Below are 18,892 nucleotides of genomic sequence, written 5' to 3'. Positions count from 1 at the left end.
TTTGCTGAATTTACGTAGCTTTTCTGGCTAAAATTCGGCAGTTGAGCAGGAAGCGGCGGGAGTGTTTTCACTCCCGCCGCCTTCGGTTTTTTGACAAATAGCAATCGGCTCAGTCCTTGAAGAGCTCCTCGGGGCTGGGGACCTGAACATCCAGGGGCAGAGCAATCTTCGAGACGTTGATGAGGTGGATGTAGTCCACGTTCTCGCACAGAATGTTATTCCCCCACGTGCCGCAGCTCTCAGACACCGCCGGACTCAGCCCGTTCGTGCTCGGGCCCCATGCGTCCGGAGTCGGCTGGTTCACCAGTACCCGCGCCACAGGAATCCGCTCGCCATAGTACTCAATATGCTTGCGGTCATTGCTGAAGATACCCGCCGTGTGCCCGATGCCACCGGCCTCCTCCATGTTCTGGATCGCCATCGCCACGGCCTCCTCAAAGCTCTCATACCCCTTCAGCACCACAATGGGGCCCATGATCTCCTTGTTCAGCACATTCGCCTTCCCCACCGCGTCGATCTTCAAGCCCATGACCTTTGTGTCCTTCGGAATGTCAAAGCCCGCCGCCTTCGCAATCACCGGCGCGTCTTTCCCCACCAGCTCCGGCACGGGATGTCCGTCGTGGAACAGCACCGCGCCAAACTTTTCCACATCCCCCTTCTCCTCAAACAGCACCACGCCCTCGTCCTTCAGTGCCTGGAAGAACTTCTCCTCTTCCTCCTGGGGATAGAGCAGCAGGTTGTCCCCGTCGCACAGGATGCCGTTGTCACTCCCCACTGCCGTCACCGTCATCTTCGCCGCTTCCTTCAGGTCATACCCACGGTCCAGAACCACCGGCGGGTTCCCGGGGCCCACGCCGTATGCCGGCGTTCCGCTGGAGTACGCCGCCTTCACCATCCCGCTGCCGCCGGTGGCGATCACCAGGTCGCACGCCTCCATCAGCGCCTGTGAGTTCGCCAGCGTCACCTCGCTCAGCACCTGGATCAGGTCGGCCGGGGCGCCGCACTTCACCATTGCCTCCCGGATCAGCTCCACCGTGTGGGTGGTGGACTTCGCCGCACGGGGCGCGGGAGAGACGATGATCGCGTTCTTCCCCTTCACCGCGTCCATGAAGTTCCCCAGCGGGGTCACATTTGGGTTCGTCGCCGGTGTCACGCACGCGATCACACCCACAGGGTGCGCCACCTCGATAATCCCCGTCTCCTTGTTCTCGCTGATGATCCCCACGGACTTCTTATCCCTCAGGTACGCCCAAAACGCCGCCGGCGTGTCCGTATTCTTGCAGATCTTGTCCTCATAGTACCCCAGCCCTGTCTCGTCCACGGCCTCCCGGGCCAGTTCGGCAGCATGCTGATAGATGATCTTCGCCGCCTCGTACACCAGTTTGTCGGTCTGCGCCTGGTCGTAATCCTTGATCGCTTCTACGGCCTTCCGGCCCCTCTCCACATATTCCTGAATTGTCATCCTTCTTCCTCCTTCTTCAAATCCAGCCGCTGTAAGGCCGCTGGGCAACACCGCTGCGCAGCCACCGGATCAGCGTGATAAAGTCAAATACCGGCAGCTGCGTTGCCTCCTGGACCGCCGCCGCATAGGGCGGCATGTCGCTGCACTCCAGCAGGATGGCGCCCAGATCGTTGTTCTCCGCTATCAGTTCTTCCGCGAGGTCTGTGATCTCCTGGGCAGCAACGGTGTTGTTGAAGTGGCCCCGCATATCCACCACCGCCGCAAACTCCTCTGTCGCCAGAGCATCCTTGATCACCAATCGGTCCGGGTGCTCCACACCACAGCTTACAAGCAACTCCTTTGTCATGGAGCCCTTGTTGGCCGTCAGGATGCCGATCCGCTGATCCGGCCGGATCAGCGACTCAATCCAGGGGATCTGCACCAGACTGGACATGGCCACCGGCACATCCAGGGCCCGCCGCACCTGCTGCTGGTAGTTCCCAAAAAAGCCGCAGGCGCTGCACACTGCCCGCACGCCGTCATTCTCCACCATAGAGCGGGCTGCTTCGATAATGTCATCCACAATCGTGGGATCGTTGTTGAAAAGACGGTCGTTGGTCAGATTTGGCACCGCTTTCATCCGAACGGGGAAGTCATATGTGCACGCATTGACCACATTTCCCGGCAGCAACGGGTAATTGACTTGCTCAATATACACAATCCCCACCGGATATCCAGCCACCTGCTGGTGCTGAATGCCCTTGTAAAAATCTCCGGAATTTTCCGGTGTCAGAAAGCCATACCTCCGGCCCTCCAGATATCTGCTCACTGGAAACCACCTTTCTCTACGGAAAATCGCTCTTTCTGATTCCTGCTCCAGACTTCTGCGGCTGGTGCACCCGGGGGATTCCCAGACGCACCGTCCGGATTACTTCACGTCGTAGCCCAGCTTTTTGAGCTCTTCGCGCATCTTGCGGCGCATCTCGTCGCTGGGCTGGGTCAGAGGCTTTCTCACGATGCCACCGGGCATCCCGATGGCGTCCAGACCCGCCTTCACCGGGCCGGGGTATGGCTCCTCCTCCATCAGGTCGAAGATGGGGGAGAGCTTCTCGTTCAGCGCCCGGGCCGCAGCCAGGTCGTTCTTCTGAAAGATCAAGTCGTATAGCTCCCGCATCTCCCGGGGCAGCAGGTTGAAGATGATGGAGAATGCCGCATCAATGCCGATGGCATAGGATGGCAGCAGCAGCGGCTCGTTGGCCTCCATCACGCAGAAGCCCGGGATGTCCTTCGTGTGCATGTAAGTCTGGCTGGTGTGGGTCTCGTCAATGGTCTCCTTCACCGCCACGATGTTCTCAATCTGTGCCAGCCGCCGGATCAGGGGCACAGACAGCTCCACATTGGTGGCTCCCGGGGTGTGATAGATCACAATTCCGATCTTGGACCCTGCCGCGATCTCCCGGAAGAACTCATAGATGCCCTCCTCTGTGGTCTGGTGGTAGTAGGGAGGCAGCACCAGCGCGTATTCCGCCCCGCACTCCGCGGCATAGTTGGTCAGTTCTATGGTGGCCTTTGCCGTGTTCATGCCGGTGCCCGCCATCACATGGACCCGGCCGCCCACGATCTCACAGCCCTTCTTGATGAGCTCCTTGCGCTCCTCTACGCTCATCATGTGGTACTCGCCGGTGGTGCCGCCCACCAGCACGCCGTCCATGCCGCCCTCAATCACATAGTCGATGACTCTCTTGTAGCCCTCATAGTCGATGTTCTCGTCCGCGTGGAACGGAGTGACCAGAGGCACGAACAAACCCTTAGGCGCTTTGCCGCTCATTTTCTTTTCCTCCATTTATAAATATTAGATGTATCCATTTATGCCCGCCGCTTATAACGGTTAAAGCTGAACGGCGTGAGGTCCAGATACGGCTCCTCGCCGGCAATCAGCTCGGAGATCAGCCGCCCTGTCGTAGGCGCCATGGAGATGCCGTCGCCCTCGTGTCCGGTAGCAATATAGTATCCCGGCACCTCGTCTACCTGGGTGATGAGGGGCAGGTGGTCCGCCAGGAAGGGCCGCAGGCCCGCGTAGGTGCGGATGCAGTTCAGGTCCTTCAAAATCGGGTAAAACCGGATGGCCCGCTTAGCGATCACGTGGATGATCTCCATCTCTGTGCTGATGTCATAGCCCGCGAAGTTCCGGCTGCTGCCGATCAGCACGTTGTTCGCGTCCGTGGGCTCAATCACGAAGGACACCTCGTACTTCTCCAGCTCCGGGTCCCGCTTGCACTCGTGATTAGAGAACTTGGAGATCATGTAGCCGAACTCCTGCACCTTCTGATTACAGAACTTGAACGAGGGGGCCGAGACCAGGATCACACCCTTGCGGGGCTCCACGGGAATCTCCAGCCCCGCCATCCTGCCGATCTCCGGAGACCATACGCCGCAGGCGTTTACCACCTTGCCGCAGGGGATGAAGCCTTTGTCCGTATCCACGCCCTGGACCCGCTTCTCGCCGTCCAGACGCACGCCGGTGACATTGGTGTAGGTATAGAGATCCAGCCCCTTCCCCAGCACCGTGTCCACAAAGGCAAAGCACAGCTTATAGGGGTTCAGCCCCAGGTCGATGTCGCTGAAAAGGCCGCCTATCAGGTCTTTGGCCAGGAAGGGTTCGTGCTCCAAAAGCTCTTTCGGGCTCAGAGCGTTGACGTTGTAACCATCCGCCTGCATATCCCGGGCGTACTGAGCCGCCACCTCCATCTCCTGCTCCGTGTCGCAGGCGTACAGGCATCCTCTCTGGTGCAGCTCAAAGTCGGAGTCCAGCTCGTTTTGCAGCTCCAAAAAGCGCTGAATGCTGGCGTAGCCCATAGCCGCGTCCACCCCCGGCTGCTTATCCACGATCAGCGCCACCGCGTCGCAGTGGCTGGAGGTGCCCCGGGCCACGTTGTTCCGGTCGACCAGAGCCACGGAAAGTCCCTTTTTCACCAGGTGATAGGCGCAGCTTGTGCCGATGACACCCGCGCCGATCACGGCCACATCATAAGTCTTGTTAGTCGTCAAAGCCGTCACCTCCCAAAGTTCCAAACGTCATGGGGCGCTGAGGCGTCCGGGGCGTGGAATACCCCGTCTCCTCCTGCCGGACACCCAGCTCCTGAGAGAGAATCTGCTGCACCAGCAGCTCGCAGGTCCGCCCCTGGCAAAGCCCCATACCCGCTCTCGTCCGCAGCTTCACCTGCGTCACATCCGTTGCGCCCGCGCGGATCGCTCTGCGAATATCGCCCGCTGTCACCTCTTCGCACCGGCATACCAGCACATCGTCATCCAGCCGCTCAGACATCTTCTCTCGCTCCTTTCATCCACTCCGGGCGCTCGTACTCATGGGCGCGGTACACGCTGCGCACCTCGTCTACATACGCAATCGGTACTTCCAGCGTCACCACCGTTGTCCGATCCGACTTGGTCGTGGTGATCTCCTTGAGCACCACGCCATCGCACACATAGTTGCCGCCTCGGTCCGCTGCCTTCACGGTATCTCCCTTTTTAAAATCATGCAGGTACTCGTAGGGAAAACTCACGCTGCCTACCGTGTCGGAATAGGATTTATCCAGCACAAAGCACGCAAGTCCCGAACAGTGGGTGATGCAGCTCCCGCACCCAACGCACTTGTCTGCATCCAGCTCCGGCAGGTTTGAGATGTCCTCACCAATCGTGATGGCGTGGAAGGGGCAGGAGCTCTCACACGGGTTGCAGGGAATCCGCTGCAGACACTCGCACACCGCAACCGGCCCCTTCCTCATCCGCTCCTCGGAGGGGTAGTGGCCGATGGCCCGCAGCTCCTCCGTGGTCATAATTCCATGTTCCAGATACATCTCTAGTTCCTCCTCTCCGTGTATTCCGCATACCGCGCCAGCTGCTTGTTCTTCGCGTTCACGCGGTCCTCGCCTTTATGCCCCGTCCGCAGGCGTCCCAGGCGCCCCCAGGCCTCGTCAATCCATTTCTCCGCCGTCCCGGCATCCAGATGGCCCAGACTCTCCGCCGCCGCAATGCCGCAGAGCGTCCCCTCTTCGATGGCGGTGCTGGCCTCCTCCAGGCCCGTGGTGTCACCCGCCACGTAAATCCCCGGCACTGTAGACTCCATGTGCCGGTTGTGGCACGGCGCCCAGCCGCCCAGCGCCTTGTCGAACACCAGCTCGCAGCCGGCCATGTGCGCCATGCCGATCAGGGGCTTGAGCCCCACGCCGCAGGCGATCATGTCCGTGTCCAGTGTGATCTCGCTCCCCGGCACTGTGGACCAGTCCGGGTTTACCTTTGCAATCACAGCGCCTGTTACATGGTCGTCACCCAGCGCCTGGGTAATCGTGTAGCCTGTATAGATGGGCACGCCCTCCCGGGCCAGCTTCGAGGCATGCACCGCATAGCCGTTGATCTGCGGCAGCGCCTCCACGATGCCAACAATCTCCGCCCCCGCCTGCATCAGCTGGTAGCACACGATAAGTCCCACGCTGCCCGAGCCGATCATGAGAAGCTTCTTTCCCGGCATTACCCGGTGGTAGTTGCACATCGTCTGGATGGCCCCCGCGCCCATCACGCCTGGGAGCGTCCAGCCCGGGAAGCGAATGGCGTTTTCCGCCGCGCCGGTAGAGATAACGATCCGCTGTGCCTGAATCCGTACAAGCTCGTGCTCCGTCAGGCTCTTCTGTACGTCCACCGCCACCGTCTTTCCCTGATAAATACCTGCCACCGTGGAGTTGAGCATCATCTCAACCCCCAGTTCCCCGCACTCCTCGATCAGCTGCTTGACGATGTCAATCCCCCGGATGCCCGCCCGGTGCTCCTTGGAGCCGAAAAACTTGTGGGTCTGCTTCACCAGCTGCCCGCCCGCCTTCGCGTTCGTCTCTACCACCGTCACCTGCGCCCCGGCCTTTGCCGCCGAGATCGCGGCCGACAAACCCGCCGGGCCGCCGCCGATCACCAGCACTTCACACTGCTTCATGTCTGCTCCCTCCATTCCCCGAGGCCTTCCTGGGTCTCCACGGTCATCCCATCCTCTACCGGTGTGATGCAGGTACGCACATTGGGAATGCCGTTGACCACCATCATACAGTCCGTGCATTGGCCAATGCCGCAGAAGATACCGCGGGGCTCATGCTTCTTTGCCGTATACCGGTTCACGATGATTCCCTCTGCGTGCAGCGCCGCCAGGATCATCTCTCCCTTCTTCGCCTGAATGGGCTTGCCGTTGACATAGATTGTCACCCACTCCGTTTCCTTCTCTTCCCCCAGAATGGGGTGCGATATCACTCTCATCCCTCTGCTCTCCTTTCCTCAGCCTGCCGGGAAGTAATCCCCTGACACATACGGCAGCGGCTTTGCCTCCGTCTCCTCCGCTGCCTCAATCTCCGCGAAAAATACCGTGTGGTCCTCATATTTCACCACCTGGCGCACTCGGCACACCATCGCTGCAGCCGCGCCGTCCAGCACCGGGAGGCCCGGCGCCATCAGATGGGTCTGCACCCGCTTGCTCTTGTCTGTCTTCCGGCCGGACTCAAAGCCGCAGGCCTTCGCCTCCGCCTCCTGCCCTTCCGCCAGCACCGACAGGGAGAATCGCTCCTGCTCCCGGATCAGCTCCGCCGTGTAGTGGTTGTTCGCCACCGACACCGCAATGCTTGCTGGGTTGAATGACACCTGTGTTACAAACGCGGCCGTCATCAGGTTATAGCCCTCGCCCTTCTTCGCCCCCACCAAGAACACGCCCTGTGGGATCTTATCCATACACTTCAAGATCTCTTTCACGTCTCTTCCCCTTCTTTACAAAAGCATGCGCTTAAATCCAGCCGCTGTACGGCCGCTGGGTGGTGGCGTTGTGGAGCCACCGAATCATGGTGATAAAATCAAACACCGGGAGGCCTGTCTGCCTTTGCACCGCATAGGCGTAGGGCGGCGTGTCGCTGCACTCCAAAAGAAACGCGCCGATCTCCGGGTACTCCCTTTGAAGCTCCGCAGCCGCATTCACCACCTCCCGACGGACACCGGCATTGTCAAAGCTTCCCCGGTCCTCCATGATAGCGGAAAAGTGAGGCTCATGCCGCAGGTCCCGGATCACCAGCCGGCCCGGGTCCTGAATACAGCAGCTCTTCAGCAATCCCGGCGAAATGGCCGAGGCGTTGGCAGTCAGCACACCTATCTTCTGCGTGCGCTTGAGCGTGGTGAGAATCCAGGGCACCTGCACCAAAGAGGAGAGCGCCACGGGCAGATCCATCGCCTCCGCCAGCTGTGTGTGAAAGTGGCCGAAAAAGCCGCAGGCCGCTGAAATCGCCCGAACGCCTTCCTGCTCCAATGCCTTCGCTGCTTCCAACAGCGTCCCAAAGATTGCCGGGTCTCCGCTGTGGAGCTTAGGGGTGTCCAGCCCGGGCACCGCCTTCATCCGCACAGGAAAATCATAGGTACAGGCATTCACCACATTGCCCGGCACCAGGGGATACCAGACATTGTCCAGGTAAAGAATACCAACGGAGTAGCCAGCTACATTCTGTCCCTTCCGCATGACAATCGGCTGGCTCTCCTGCTCCTCCGGGCCTATGTAGCCGTATTCTCTTTGCATCTTTTTTCATCACCTCTTCCAAAGATGTCTGCCGTGTGAATCTGGGACGCCTGCGGCCGCCGGCGCAAAGCAGGGGGAGACCATCTTCGCTCCCGGCGTATCCGGCCTGACGGCCGCGGGTGCCGCTTGGTTCGGGGAAGGCCCATCAGCCTGCGTCTCCCCGGTCAAAAAACCACATCCGACTGCGTTCTAACAGGGGATCACTGCTTGGATGTCTCGTCATGGGTCTCATTCTGTTCGTTTCTGAGATTTCTCCGAACCAGCATCGCAGTTCCGCCGAAGAAGCCGACCACAATGACGATCAGCATAATAATGGTTCCGGGCAACATAGATAATCCTCCTTTATATGGCTCCTATCTTTCATAACTTCTGTACGTGAGCGCTGGATACTCTCTTCCAATCAGGGCAGGAATGGGAATAGCGAATCGACCATGACGATGATCATCAGCGGCACGGATATGTACTTGACCAAAGGCACAAACCAGCTGCCGAGCTTGACCTCGCTGCCAGGGTTGGCATACTCGTCCAGAACGCGGCGGGTGCCGAAGATGTAGTTGTTGCCGATGGCGCCAAGCCCTGCGGTCACAATGAATACATAGTTGCCGGAGAAGTTATTCCAAAAATCAAAGGAGGCTGTGCTCAGAGAGCTCCAGATGACAAAGGCCATGGTGACGGCGCCAACGGCAAGAATCACACGCTTGCGGTTCATGCGGAAACCGTCCACAAAAGAGGTCACGCAAACTTCCATCTGGGCGAACGCAGAGGTAATGCCTGCGAAAAACACGGCGAACATGGCCAAAATTCCCAGGATGTTGCCAAGAGGAATCTGCGCCAACGCTGCGGGCAACACGATGAAAATGAGGCCCGCGCCGGACTGCATATCAAGGCCCAGTGCGGCGGCGGTGGGAATCATGGCAAAGCCGGCAATCAGGGCCGCGCAGGTGTCGATCAGCGCCACAGTGACAAAGCTGATGTTGGAGTCCGCATCTTTCTTGATGTGAGAGCCGTATACCAGGATGCACCCTGGTCCGACGCCCACGGAAAACAGCGCCTGGCCGGCAGCTTCCTTCCACATTCTGGGCTGGGCCAGTACGGAAAAGTCAGGGTTCAGATAGAAGTTATAGCCTTCTGCGATATTGGGCACAAAGAACAGGGCAAACACAATAATGATGGCGAAGATTACGAAAAGGCCGGGGATCATCACCTTGCTGACCGCTTCAATTCCACTCTGGATGCCCTTGTAGAGTACGAACACCACAAAGGCCAGGATCAGCGCCGCAATCACCGTAAGTACGGTTGTCTGCTCCGTGTTCATATACTGATACATGGTGGCAGGGTCGACCCGGGACTTCATGTCGGTTGCAAAGGCGTAGGAAAACCAGATCGTACCTGCTAGAACCGTCATGAAATAGAAGTTCATCGTGGTATAACCCACACAGAAGACACTGCCGATCAATTTTCCGGCCTTAGAATTTTTCAGGATGACGGTCCATGCGTCCAGCGTACCGCCCTGAATGCCCTTGCCGAAGCCTGCTTCGATGATGCCCAAGGGAACCACAATGACCATCAGGCACACCAGGTATGCCAGTACAAAGGCACCGCCGCCCCAGTAGCCAACCAGATAGGGAAATCTCCAGACATTTCCAAGGCCGATCGCCATGCCGGCCAGGGACATCAGCAGACCAAATCTGCTTGCCCAGTTCTCTCTTTTTTCTACTTGCTGTAACATCCCTTTCTCCTCCTAAATTCAGTATTGATGGAGTTCCATCTGAACGTGTAGTTACGAAATTGCTCCCAGCTTTTTTAGTTCCGCAGTCACCTTATCAGATAGCTCCTGGCTTGGCATTGTCAGCGGCTTACGCAGCACACCGCCGAAGTATCCCATCTGCCCCAGCGCCACCTTCACCGGGCCGGGGAAAGGCTCCAGCTCCATGTATTGATACAGGTTTGTCAGCCGGGCATTCAACTCGTTTGCCCTCTTCCAGTTCCCAGCCATGAACGTCTCATACAGCTCCACCATCTCCCTGGGAACCAAGTTGTGAACGATGCCGAACGCGCCCGCGCCGCCCAGGGCGAAGCAGGGCAGCATCAGATGCTCGAAGCCCTGCAAGACAGCAAAATCCATGCCGCGGGTGGCCGCCAGAGTCTCAGCGGTATGCTCCATGTCGGCCGTGTCCTTCAGCGCCACGATGTTGGGTTCCTGTGCCAGTTCCGCAATCATCTCCGGCTCCAGCTCAAAGCCCACGCCAGAGGGATAGTTATAAAGGCACAGCCCCACCTCGCAACCGGCAGCCACCCCTTTGAAGTAGTCCATCACGCCCTGGCGGGTGGTACGGTGATAGTAAGGTGCAGTGGCCAGCCCCCATTTTGCGCCGCAGCCGGCGGAGAACCTGCCCAGTTCGATCGTGTCGCAGGGGCGGGAGCAGCCAATGCCCGCCATGATGGGAATCCTGCCTGCCGCATGCTCACAGGCGGCCTGAATCACCGCCTTCCTCTCCTCCATGCTCATGGTGTGATATTCGCCGGTGCTCCCGCCAATCAGCAACCCGTGGATACCGCTCTCCACCTGGAAATCAATCAGGCCGCGCAACGCATCAAAATTGATGCTCTCGTCCTCGTTAAACGGTGTAATCAGTGCGGTAAACATCCCCTTAGGCAGCGCTTTCATGTCTTTTCCTCCTTAATTTGTTGATGATTTTCTCCCGTACAGTTCTATTTCCCTTCTCCCCCTTTCATGTCACTGTGCGGAAGCATGGTCGCCGCTTCGTTACTTTTATGTTATTGGGCGGAGGTGGAAAAAGTAAAATGTTCATATCCGATGGGCATCATTCCAAATCCGAATTTCCCGGGAGCGCCCTCCAAAAGCTGGAACCCCCGCCTTGTTTTCAGGCGGTTTTAACTGGCATACATTTCGTTTTCCTATCATATGAATTCCAAAGTAGAATGACCGCTTTTTGTTAAAAGCGCAACAATTTATTGATTCTTTTCGTTTTTTAGTTCATAATTTTGACAAGAGAAAGCTCAAGGCATCTGAGGGGATCTAGGGCTGTACAGGAGTTGAGTAGAACATTGAGTATCTCAAAATATCGCGCTTTCATTAAGGTCGCAGAATCCGGCAGTCTGACAAAAGCCGCCAAGCAGCTTGGCTATTCTCAGCCTGGAATCAGCCATATGGTGGACTCCCTGGAAACGGAGATGGGCTTTCCCCTCCTGATCCGGAACAAGGACAAAATCGTGCCTACGGAAAATGGAAAAAAGGTTTTGTACTATTGCTATCAAATCATTAAAAATGAAACTTATCTGCAAGAGACTGTTTCTGCTATCAACGGTCTTTTGGAAGGTACCATCAGCATGGGCGCCTACAACAGCCTGATGGTGGGATTTCTCCCCCACGCAGTTCGCAACTTCTCCAATGTCTATCCCAATATTGAGCTTCATCTCAGGGAGGTAGCCTGCGGGGAATTTCATGAGCTTTTGCCGCGGGGAGAACTGGACCTCGGCTTCATGGTGGACAGCATCCCAAAGGGGTTTTCTTTTATTCCCCTTCTGCGAGACTCGGCCTGTGTCATTATGCGCAGAGACCACCCGTTCGCCCCCTATGAAGCAATCTCCCCCACCCTGCTCAATGGCTGTAACTTCATCATGCCAGTGCCTGGTTATGACGATGTTGTAAACACGGTTCTCCAAAAGTCCCCCTTTTTCCCTAAGATCAAATACTATACCGCCAGTGACGTGGCCGCGATTTCCATGGTAGCCAATGACCTTGGGATCTCTGTGATCAGCAGTCTGCAGGTGGGACTGCTACCGGATGACGTGATATCCAGGCCCTTTCAGGGCGCCTATGGCCGAAGCCTTGGAATTGCCATCAAGTCCCTCCGCCACGCACCTCCTGTGATCAAGGAATTTGTCCGGATTTGCAAGGAGACTGCGGCTCAGCTACAGCAAGCCCCCCTGCCGGAACCGCCGCATGATACCCGTTGAGCGGCCGGTGCTGACTCTTTTTCTTCTGACGCCTCGATACATACCCCCAAGCACCATTTGATCAGAACCAGTCCCATAAAACGCCGAAAGCCCCCAAGGTGCTTGATCACCTCAGGGGCCAACAATTTCAAATAGTCTTTCAGCAAATCGGAAAAATGTTCAGTCTTTTTGTAGAAGTCCCTCTATAACACAGCTCCCTTTCGGGCTCTTTGCACACCGTTCGCCTTCCAGCGCTTTCGGGCTCTAGCATGGACTCGCCAACAAGAAAAGTCCTGGGGAGGCCAATCTCCCCAGGACTCTTTTGTGCCGTGCTCTCAATTGCTCGGCCATGTTGCTCGCCAGCATTTCTCGTTACCAGCAGGTGGCGGTTTTCTGGCTCGGCAGCAGGGCAGCCTCTGTCTGTGTCACCAAGAGAACGGTCTATTGAGGAATACCCGCATCTGCATTTTCAAAAAAGACTCATAAACTTTCAGGCCGTGAATCCTCTGCAAGCACCTCCTCCGCGTAGTGAATCGCAACGGCCCCGTCGGCAACAGCGGTCACAATCTGGTGTAGGGCTTTTGCCCGGACATCACCCACCGCAAACACGCCGCGCAGGTTCGTCCGGGTAGACTCGTCCGCCTGGAGATAGCCCGCATCATTCAGATTTAGTTCCTCTTGAAACAGTCCTGTGGCTGGTATTCTGCCGACACTGATAAACGCCCCATCACAAAGGAGTTCTGTCTCCGCACCTGTGTGAACATCCTGCAGACGCAGGCCGGTGAGCCGGTCTCCATGCAGCAACTCTGAAACAACACAATTCCAACGGAATTCCACATTGGCGGCATTCATCAACGGCTCATGATAAATCTTGGTGGCCCGCAGATGATCCCTGCGGTGGATCAAAATCACCTTTTTCGCAATTCGGGAGAGCTGCAGGGCATCGGCAGCCGCAGAGTTACCGCCGCCAACAACGGCCACCGTCTTTCCCCGGTAGGCCATTCCATCACACGCTGCGCAGTAGTGGATGCCCCGGCCAACCAGATCAGCTTCTCCTGCGGCGCCAAGAGGTCTGGCAGTCGCGCCGGTCGCAATCACAACGGTCCGGGCAAGATACCGTCCCTCGCTGGTCTCAAGTTCTTTCACCCGACCGCCGAGCGATGCGCCGAGGACCTCTGCAATCTTTGTCTGCGCGCCAAATTTTTCCGCTCCTCGCCGCATCCGCTCGCCCAGAGTAAAGCCATCAATGCCCTCTTCAAAGCCGGGGTAATTGTCAATCTGCTCGCTCAGTGCCATCTGTCCCCCTGCGGACAGCTTTTCCAGTACTAAGGTATCAAGTCCCGCTCTGGCTGCATAGAGAGCAGCTGTATACCCGCCTGGTCCACCGCCGACGATCACCACGTCATAAATCCGCCCCATCATCCGGCCCTTACTGTCCCAAATGTTCCTGCAGGAACACATCAATCGCCGCTTTAGATTCCGGAGCTACCAGCGTCCCCAGAGTCTTTCCCTCCTGATACAGTACTAGAGTCGGCACCACTTCCACACCCTCCCGGCTTGCAATATCCGGCTCTTCGTCAATGTTAATCTTGACAACAGCCAGTTCGCTTCCACGCTGTTGTCCAATTTGGTCATAAGCTGGACCCAAACGCCGGCAGTAAACACACCAGGGGGCCCAGAACTCCACCAGAACAGGCCTGCGGCCCTGAATCTCCTTTTCAAATTGTTCCTTGTTTATATTCTGAGTTGTCATATTGCTTGACCCCTTTCTTTTGTTTTGATGTAGTATACCCCGTTATGCGTCCGCTTTCTGTGACCAAATCACAAAAACAGCTGAAAGGATTTTTTCGGCATCCACCAGCCACAGCGAAAGCCCAATACTGCCAACCTCGGCTACGGCTTCCCGCATTGGTGCCGGATATTCTTTACGGTGCAGCCGCGCATAGCGCATGACAGTGGGTCAGCTTCCTCTTACCTTTTTGTCTATACGCGCCGTCTGGCGCAATATCAGGCCGGCTGGACAAAATGTCCAGCCGGCCTCAAGCTCATGCGGGTCATCTGTTGACCGTTTCCAAAGGGCAGCTTGCTCACCTGCCGAATTTCTCGTGATAGCGATACAGCATGACGGCAAACTGTTTTCGGGTAACAGGCTGGTCAAGCATCATGTCACCATCTGTATTTCCTAACATAATACCGTTTTCCCGCACCCATTGGATAGCTCTTTCAAAATCCGTATTTGCAGTGTCCTCCTTCCACGGGATTCCCAGATAAGTCAAAATCCCCTTTGCCTCTGCTTCCGCCAGTCTCCGGCGGTACGCGGCATCCTTGAGGTTCGCCACATCCCCCTGATTGGTGTGGAACCCCTGTTCCAGCAATACGGCAGGAGCCACTGTATGCTTAAGAACATACAGGCCAGGATCGTATACAATGGGGGTGGAGCGCACGGTAATTCCTGCCGCCTTCACTGCTGCCAAAATATCCTGGGCTGCCTTTTCACGGTCGCCTCCTGGACCATAAATATACTCGCTCCATCCGGAGGCAGAGGACCAGCCGCCGCTCCCTGCAGCATTGCTGTGAAGGCTGACAAACAGATTCAGACCTGGAATCCCGTTAGCAATCTCACATCGTTTTGCCAGACTGACCTCCTTGCCGTCAGTCCGGGTCATGGTCACAGCCACGCCATGACGCTCTAAGAGCGCTTGAATACGTTTACCCATATCCAGGCAAAATTCATGCTCATAATAGGTCCCATCCGGACTCTTGTTGGCCAGATTTCCGGCATCATGCCCCGGGTCCAGACAGACCTTTTTCATTTCACTCACAGGCGTCTCACTCTCCTTATGCTCTGTGCTTCCCTATAACAAAATCGGTTCATTGACTGGGGACTCCCCCCTATCATGATATTCCGCCACGCAATATTCAGGTTCACCGTTTTCCGTCTGTGAACTTCAGGTGCGTATCGGGTCATCTCCACGGCTTCTTTTCACGCTGCTAACGTTTCCCTATCCTTTGCCTGGAGATTCTATATCACCTATTTTAACCGATACTGTCCAGCTCTTCTTGTCAACTGGATCATACTCAGGACGCACAAAGATCATGAAAATTTTTTTATCATCCAATCCTTTTGTAAAGAACCCAAATCTGGAAAACCGTCTTGATATGCGATCCCTTTGTGACGTTGGACTCGTTCATACGCTTCTCTGTCCGAGCGCCAAAATAGAACGGAATTACCAACACGAATGCCGTGAGGAATTGCTCCATAGTCACATAAACGGTCACGGAGAGATCGGCAAATCCCCCTGTCAGCACGATGGATACGCTACTCTTCACGGCCAGCATTAGAAAGGCGCCATATGCTTCTCCTTTCCGTACAGTGCAAAAGTCGCTCTGTCGTCCTTGATAAAAGCGGCCCGGGTGTCTAGCATGAAGGGGCCGGCTAGCCCTCAAGCACCCAGAGCAGTAAAGCCGACCGTTACGGCGCCTTCTCTTGTGGTCAGCACGCTTTTGGAGATATGTAAACCCAAAGGACTATAAGTAAACACCCCAGGAGCCGCAAAACTCCCCTCCAGCGCCCGTGTCCCATTAGCCTTGCTCCCCATGGGCAAGGTCGTTCGCCACTGTAGCAGTACCCAGGGACCTCTTACGAGGCAGCTTTATTCAGTCAAATGCGCCGCTTTGTGTCAATCTTCGCCGCCCGGATGGACGGCTCTTTTCTTACAACTCGCCCAGCGTGCCGCCAAATACTTCATGAACCTTGCCGCAGATGTGGACATATGCCGTCAGTGTGGTACCGCCGACTTCCCGAACCTGGTTCACGGCACTCCTCAGCTTGCCGACCGTGATCTGGACCTTCTCCATGGAACCGGTGCCGGTGTCCAGCAGACCGAAACCGTTGGCCTGGTCCGGGTAACAGCCTACGGTGGTGGACCGCAAGTCCGCCTCCGCCAGCTCATTCTGACCGGGGCGGAAGCTGATGCCGCTGTATGCATCTGTGTTATTGCCACTCCTTGTTTTCCCGCTTGATCCGCCTCCGGGAGAACCAACCACCTCGATTAGCAAATAGGTGAGAGGCATAAAGCAAGTTTCCATTGGCCCCAGCACATCCATCCGCTCCCGCAGCTATGATGTGAACTTCAACCTGAGATGTGCTGCCGATGCTACCAACTACAACGCTGATCTCTGCAAAAGTATTTTAAATAGCCTCCGAGTTGGCGGCTGCACCGGCCCTTCCGCCTGCTTCACCTCTGACATTGATGTCCGTCGCAATATCCGATACCTCACTCCTCCGATTTTGAAGCGCGCCCTACAAATCGTGGACCAGACTTATGGATTCGCACGGTTTCGTACACGATTCAAAATTTATTTTCAGATACCGGCATTTGCCTCCATGACCGGTTCACGATCTTGGTTCATTGATACATGTTATTCAGCCCCACAATCCCATCACAGCCTCATGCCGCTCCTGGAAGCAAAACGGACAGGCTTCAGCAATCCCCGGAGCATCGGTGATATTATCTACAGTGCGGACGGCGACATCCCCGTTCTGCCGCCAATGTGAGATCCTATACGTCAGAAATCCGTCTCTCCCTTCACTTTTGAACGGTGCAGAACAGGTCAATACCGGTTTTACAGCTGCCTCAGTCTCTCTGCTGTTGGAATGCTCAGAACTGCGCTTATGTTCTGCGCTCAAATGTTATAGACCCTGCCGGATATGAAAGCCTGCGGCAATCCCTCCGTTCTGCATTTGAGCGCAAAAAAGAGGTGTTCTTTTAGCCCTAAAGGGCAAAGAGAACGCCTCTTTCTATCGCATCGTATTCCATTTCAATCCTACTTGTCTCGCAAACAGACCCCTACAGAAGAAAATGGCAGATTCCAAAGATAATATGATAGATGGTACCTTTAGTAGATACTACGGTGCATTGGTCGAAACAGAAAAAGGTGGCAAAGGAAGTCATCAAGATAAACTGGAAGTCTTGATGATGAGATATTTGGGGGAAGGAGTAAAGAGTGGCAGCGTGTACCTTCCATTGTAGAAATCAAGGAGCTGATAAAAAGATTCCGGTCAATGACTTTCATCCTGTCTATTCTATGAATGAAGCAAACTCCATTTGATCTGAGCATCGTGATCTGTAAATATGCCTCCTCTTGTTATTTCGACGAAAGGAAATGGCTTATGCCCTAAATCAGTCCGAATGGAAAAGGGGCCATCAGAAGTGACTTGAATCCCGCGAACCACGCATTTTGCGCTTTGGTTTTGTTCTGTTTGTGTTCGGTTGGTGACACAGGGTGCTCTATATAAAAAAATCCTGAAATCCTTGCTGTGCAAGGATTTCAGGCATAAACCACTCCACCACATCTGAGCAATCGTCTGTTCAGATTGGGCAGGTCATTCAGGGAGTCTCCAAAACACCATTTACCTGGCCAAGAATCGTGCCGATACAACGGAATTCATCCGTTTCTTTCACTAAAATATCCTCATCAATTACATTTAGAGCCCGAAGACGACATTCTCCCTTCTCCTGGAAAAGTGTTCGGATATAGTAAATACCATTGAGATAGAACAGCCCCATCTCATTGTGTCCCGCCCGCCTTTTCTGGAGAGCCAGAATATCAAACTTCCGAAAAACGGGCAGATATTGATCTACCTGAATCTGAAAGCAGAAGTCAGTCCCAACAGGCAACTCCTTTTGTTTGATACGCACGCTGCCCAATTTTTCTTGCATGAGAAAACCGGTATGAAGCTTACGTACACCGGGCAGATAGCAGGGAAAGGTGATCCGGCTTCGGGCGACTGTTCGGGTGTATTCCTCATTAACGATCAGCCGCACAAGCCGCTTTCCCTCTTCGGAAAGCTCTCTATATTTTTTGATGGAATCAATCTCTTCAGTGCTTAGAGCTTGATCATAAATTTTGCTGATTCGATTGTTGCCAAGATAATCAGAGTAAATATAGTTGGCATCCACTTCCAACACATTAATCAAAGAAATTAAGATATCAGGCTTTGGGGTGCTGATGCCGTTTTCATAGTTAGCAATCGCTGACGGAGTCACGCAGATTTTAGCTGCCAGTTGAGGCCTGGTGAGGCCCATTTCCTGTCTTCTCTGCCGCAATTTATCTCCTAGGCTCATATGAGGTCCTCCTTATTTGACACTGCAATCCTCATTTCCTGCCTTACAAATCTCTTGCCCTCAAAAAAAGATTAACAAGAAATTTGTAAAAAGCGGTTGACTTTCAAAGATATTTGTTGTAAGCTAAGCATCGTTGTTCGTGATACGCGGACGCACATACCACGAATGGTGGATATTCAGTATATCGATAATACTAAAGCAAAAGACCTCTCCTGTCAACCCAGAAATGTGTGGAGCCTGATACAGGCACGGCGGGCAATTGATCATTGAAAGGATATTTTAGATTATGATGCAAGATGAAATTGTGGATATCCTGTTGCGTGCAGGAATCCCAGCTAGTACAAAAGGATTTACATATATCCACGACGCCTTAGAGCTTATGGATAGAGATTCTTACTATTTTTCCGGAAAAGTCTGTGCATTGTACGCAAAGATTGCCAAACAGAATGGCGCGAATTCTTCGCAAGTAGAGCGTGCAATACGCTATGCTTTTGAGGAAGCCCTGACCAGGGGGAACCTGGAGTCGGTGGAGCATTATCTGGACCCCATCAATACTCGAAATTCCAACGAACTCAAGGTCTTGTTCCTGCGGTGGAAGCAAGAAACCCGTCAGACTGAAAAATTTTCATATGATACTATATCAGCATATCGTGCACAGATATACAACGAGATTCTTGATGAGATGAACGCTCTGACTTCCAAACTCCGGCAGGCCGCCTCAAACGTCCCATCTCAAAAAATGGCGATGTAAAGCAATATCTAAACAGGATGGTT

At 55.1% G+C, this 18,892-nt stretch carries 21 protein-coding genes; 2 read left to right on the top strand and 19 right to left on the bottom strand.

Going from position 1 to position 18,892, the window contains the following annotated elements; genetic code table 11:
- Nucleotides 1–109: 109 nt before the first annotated feature.
- From KJS55_RS11940 to dapA (KJS55_RS11885), 13 genes are all read right to left on the bottom strand, one after another.
- Nucleotides 110–1,462: an aldehyde dehydrogenase family protein gene (locus KJS55_RS11940; RefSeq protein WP_213543379.1), complete on the bottom strand. Its 1,353-nt coding sequence runs from the start codon at nucleotides 1,460–1,462 to the stop codon at nucleotides 110–112.
- A 16-nt stretch (nucleotides 1,463–1,478) separates the two neighbouring features.
- Nucleotides 1,479–2,270 (bottom strand): aspartate/glutamate racemase family protein, encoded by a 792-nt coding sequence (locus KJS55_RS11935; protein WP_228300526.1) that lies wholly within the window; start codon nucleotides 2,268–2,270, stop codon nucleotides 1,479–1,481.
- Nucleotides 2,271–2,369: 99 nt separating this feature from the next.
- Entirely contained in the window at nucleotides 2,370–3,269 is a 900-nt protein-coding gene (gene dapA, locus KJS55_RS11930; RefSeq protein ID WP_213543378.1) for a 4-hydroxy-tetrahydrodipicolinate synthase, read from the bottom strand.
- Nucleotides 3,270–3,307: 38 nt separating this feature from the next.
- The gene (locus KJS55_RS11925; protein WP_187032196.1) at nucleotides 3,308–4,489 is read right to left on the bottom strand and encodes an NAD(P)/FAD-dependent oxidoreductase; all 1,182 of its coding nucleotides are present in this window, start codon (nucleotides 4,487–4,489) and stop codon (nucleotides 3,308–3,310) included.
- Complete coding sequence (locus KJS55_RS11920) at nucleotides 4,479–4,766, bottom strand: (2Fe-2S)-binding protein (RefSeq protein ID WP_187032194.1); 288 nt, start codon at nucleotides 4,764–4,766, stop codon at nucleotides 4,479–4,481. The genes KJS55_RS11925 and KJS55_RS11920 overlap by 11 nt, the downstream gene beginning before the upstream one ends.
- The gene (locus tag KJS55_RS11915) at nucleotides 4,759–5,298 is read right to left on the bottom strand and encodes a 4Fe-4S dicluster domain-containing protein (RefSeq protein WP_187032192.1); all 540 of its coding nucleotides are present in this window, start codon (nucleotides 5,296–5,298) and stop codon (nucleotides 4,759–4,761) included. The genes KJS55_RS11920 and KJS55_RS11915 overlap by 8 nt, the downstream gene beginning before the upstream one ends.
- A gap of 2 nt (nucleotides 5,299–5,300) precedes the next feature.
- Nucleotides 5,301–6,422, bottom strand: coding sequence for an NAD(P)/FAD-dependent oxidoreductase (locus KJS55_RS11910; protein ID WP_213543377.1), 1,122 nt, complete (start codon nucleotides 6,420–6,422; stop codon nucleotides 5,301–5,303).
- On the bottom strand, nucleotides 6,419–6,736 hold the full coding sequence (locus KJS55_RS11905) for a (2Fe-2S)-binding protein (protein WP_187032187.1): 318 nt from the start codon (nucleotides 6,734–6,736) through the stop codon (nucleotides 6,419–6,421). The genes KJS55_RS11910 and KJS55_RS11905 overlap by 4 nt, the downstream gene beginning before the upstream one ends.
- Before the next feature lie 18 nt (nucleotides 6,737–6,754).
- Nucleotides 6,755–7,222, bottom strand: coding sequence for a flavin reductase family protein (locus KJS55_RS11900; protein ID WP_213543376.1), 468 nt, complete (start codon nucleotides 7,220–7,222; stop codon nucleotides 6,755–6,757).
- A 31-nt stretch (nucleotides 7,223–7,253) separates the two neighbouring features.
- A complete protein-coding gene (locus KJS55_RS11895) occupies nucleotides 7,254–8,030 on the bottom strand; it encodes an aspartate/glutamate racemase family protein (protein WP_187032184.1) in 777 nt (258 codons plus the stop codon).
- A 200-nt stretch (nucleotides 8,031–8,230) separates the two neighbouring features.
- Nucleotides 8,231–8,359: a hypothetical protein gene (locus KJS55_RS17525; protein WP_256315509.1), complete on the bottom strand. Its 129-nt coding sequence runs from the start codon at nucleotides 8,357–8,359 to the stop codon at nucleotides 8,231–8,233.
- Nucleotides 8,360–8,430: 71 nt separating this feature from the next.
- Entirely contained in the window at nucleotides 8,431–9,759 is a 1,329-nt protein-coding gene (locus KJS55_RS11890) for a sodium-dependent transporter (protein WP_213543375.1), read from the bottom strand.
- Between the two features lie 51 nt (nucleotides 9,760–9,810).
- The gene (gene dapA, locus KJS55_RS11885) at nucleotides 9,811–10,698 is read right to left on the bottom strand and encodes a 4-hydroxy-tetrahydrodipicolinate synthase (protein ID WP_213543374.1); all 888 of its coding nucleotides are present in this window, start codon (nucleotides 10,696–10,698) and stop codon (nucleotides 9,811–9,813) included.
- Between the two features lie 401 nt (nucleotides 10,699–11,099).
- Here dapA (KJS55_RS11885) and KJS55_RS11880 point away from each other — a divergent pair, with 401 nt between their 5' ends.
- Nucleotides 11,100–12,011: a LysR family transcriptional regulator gene (locus tag KJS55_RS11880; protein WP_187032178.1), complete on the top strand. Its 912-nt coding sequence runs from the start codon at nucleotides 11,100–11,102 to the stop codon at nucleotides 12,009–12,011.
- Between the two features lie 459 nt (nucleotides 12,012–12,470).
- On the opposite strand, the gene KJS55_RS11875 is transcribed toward KJS55_RS11880, so the two are convergent.
- The 6 genes from KJS55_RS11875 to KJS55_RS11850 form a co-directional block, all read right to left on the bottom strand.
- Entirely contained in the window at nucleotides 12,471–13,412 is a 942-nt protein-coding gene (locus KJS55_RS11875; RefSeq protein WP_394806192.1) for an NAD(P)/FAD-dependent oxidoreductase, read from the bottom strand.
- 7 nt (nucleotides 13,413–13,419) lie between these two features.
- On the bottom strand, nucleotides 13,420–13,743 hold the full coding sequence (locus tag KJS55_RS11870) for a thioredoxin family protein (RefSeq protein WP_187032176.1): 324 nt from the start codon (nucleotides 13,741–13,743) through the stop codon (nucleotides 13,420–13,422).
- Nucleotides 13,744–13,785: 42 nt separating this feature from the next.
- Nucleotides 13,786–13,941 (bottom strand): hypothetical protein, encoded by a 156-nt coding sequence (locus tag KJS55_RS11865; protein WP_213543373.1) that lies wholly within the window; start codon nucleotides 13,939–13,941, stop codon nucleotides 13,786–13,788.
- A 136-nt stretch (nucleotides 13,942–14,077) separates the two neighbouring features.
- Nucleotides 14,078–14,803: an N-acetylmuramoyl-L-alanine amidase family protein gene (locus KJS55_RS11860; RefSeq protein ID WP_228300570.1), complete on the bottom strand. Its 726-nt coding sequence runs from the start codon at nucleotides 14,801–14,803 to the stop codon at nucleotides 14,078–14,080.
- A gap of 901 nt (nucleotides 14,804–15,704) precedes the next feature.
- Complete coding sequence (locus tag KJS55_RS11855; RefSeq protein WP_213543371.1) at nucleotides 15,705–16,079, bottom strand: hypothetical protein; 375 nt, start codon at nucleotides 16,077–16,079, stop codon at nucleotides 15,705–15,707.
- 1,301 nt (nucleotides 16,080–17,380) lie between these two features.
- Nucleotides 17,381–18,118, bottom strand: a complete 738-nt coding sequence (locus KJS55_RS11850; RefSeq protein WP_187032168.1) for a helix-turn-helix domain-containing protein — start codon at nucleotides 18,116–18,118, stop codon at nucleotides 17,381–17,383.
- Between the two features lie 286 nt (nucleotides 18,119–18,404).
- Between KJS55_RS11850 and KJS55_RS11845 the strand changes: the two genes are divergently transcribed.
- Nucleotides 18,405–18,869, top strand: coding sequence for a sporulation initiation factor Spo0A C-terminal domain-containing protein (locus tag KJS55_RS11845; protein WP_187032166.1), 465 nt, complete (start codon nucleotides 18,405–18,407; stop codon nucleotides 18,867–18,869).
- The last annotated feature ends 23 nt before the right edge of the window (nucleotides 18,870–18,892 follow it).

Source organism: Pusillibacter faecalis (assembly GCF_018408705.1).
In the GTDB taxonomy this organism is placed as follows: Bacteria; Bacillota; Clostridia; order Oscillospirales; family Oscillospiraceae; genus Oscillibacter; species Oscillibacter faecalis.
This window is presented reverse-complemented; position numbering and strand designations above follow the sequence as displayed.

Bases quoted from the DNA above. Each gene is read 5' to 3' on its own strand.
- KJS55_RS11855 (WP_213543371.1), bottom strand. From the start codon at position 16,079: ATGGAAACTTGCTTTATGCCTCTCACCTATTTGCTAATCGAGGTGGTT.
- KJS55_RS11865 (WP_213543373.1), bottom strand. From the start codon at position 13,941: ATGCGCTATGCGCGGCTGCACCGTAAAGAATATCCGGCACCAATGCGG.
- KJS55_RS11920 (WP_187032194.1), bottom strand. From the start codon at position 4,766: ATGTCTGAGCGGCTGGATGACGATGTGCTGGTATGCCGGTGCGAAGAG.
- KJS55_RS11850 (WP_187032168.1), bottom strand. From the start codon at position 18,118: ATGAGCCTAGGAGATAAATTGCGGCAGAGAAGACAGGAAATGGGCCTC.
- dapA (WP_213543374.1), bottom strand. From the start codon at position 10,698: ATGAAAGCGCTGCCTAAGGGGATGTTTACCGCACTGATTACACCGTTT.
- KJS55_RS11860 (WP_228300570.1), bottom strand. From the start codon at position 14,803: ATGAAAAAGGTCTGTCTGGACCCGGGGCATGATGCCGGAAATCTGGCC.
- KJS55_RS11870 (WP_187032176.1), bottom strand. From the start codon at position 13,743: ATGACAACTCAGAATATAAACAAGGAACAATTTGAAAAGGAGATTCAG.
- KJS55_RS11905 (WP_187032187.1), bottom strand. From the start codon at position 6,736: ATGAGAGTGATATCGCACCCCATTCTGGGGGAAGAGAAGGAAACGGAG.
- dapA (WP_213543378.1), bottom strand. From the start codon at position 3,269: ATGAGCGGCAAAGCGCCTAAGGGTTTGTTCGTGCCTCTGGTCACTCCG.
- KJS55_RS11845 (WP_187032166.1), top strand. From the start codon at position 18,405: ATGATGCAAGATGAAATTGTGGATATCCTGTTGCGTGCAGGAATCCCA.
- KJS55_RS11915 (WP_187032192.1), bottom strand. From the start codon at position 5,298: ATGTATCTGGAACATGGAATTATGACCACGGAGGAGCTGCGGGCCATC.
- KJS55_RS17525 (WP_256315509.1), bottom strand. From the start codon at position 8,359: ATGTTGCCCGGAACCATTATTATGCTGATCGTCATTGTGGTCGGCTTC.
- KJS55_RS11940 (WP_213543379.1), bottom strand. From the start codon at position 1,462: ATGACAATTCAGGAATATGTGGAGAGGGGCCGGAAGGCCGTAGAAGCG.
- KJS55_RS11910 (WP_213543377.1), bottom strand. From the start codon at position 6,422: ATGAAGCAGTGTGAAGTGCTGGTGATCGGCGGCGGCCCGGCGGGTTTG.
- KJS55_RS11890 (WP_213543375.1), bottom strand. From the start codon at position 9,759: ATGTTACAGCAAGTAGAAAAAAGAGAGAACTGGGCAAGCAGATTTGGT.
- KJS55_RS11895 (WP_187032184.1), bottom strand. From the start codon at position 8,030: ATGCAAAGAGAATACGGCTACATAGGCCCGGAGGAGCAGGAGAGCCAG.
- KJS55_RS11875 (WP_394806192.1), bottom strand. From the start codon at position 13,412: ATGATGGGGCGGATTTATGACGTGGTGATCGTCGGCGGTGGACCAGGC.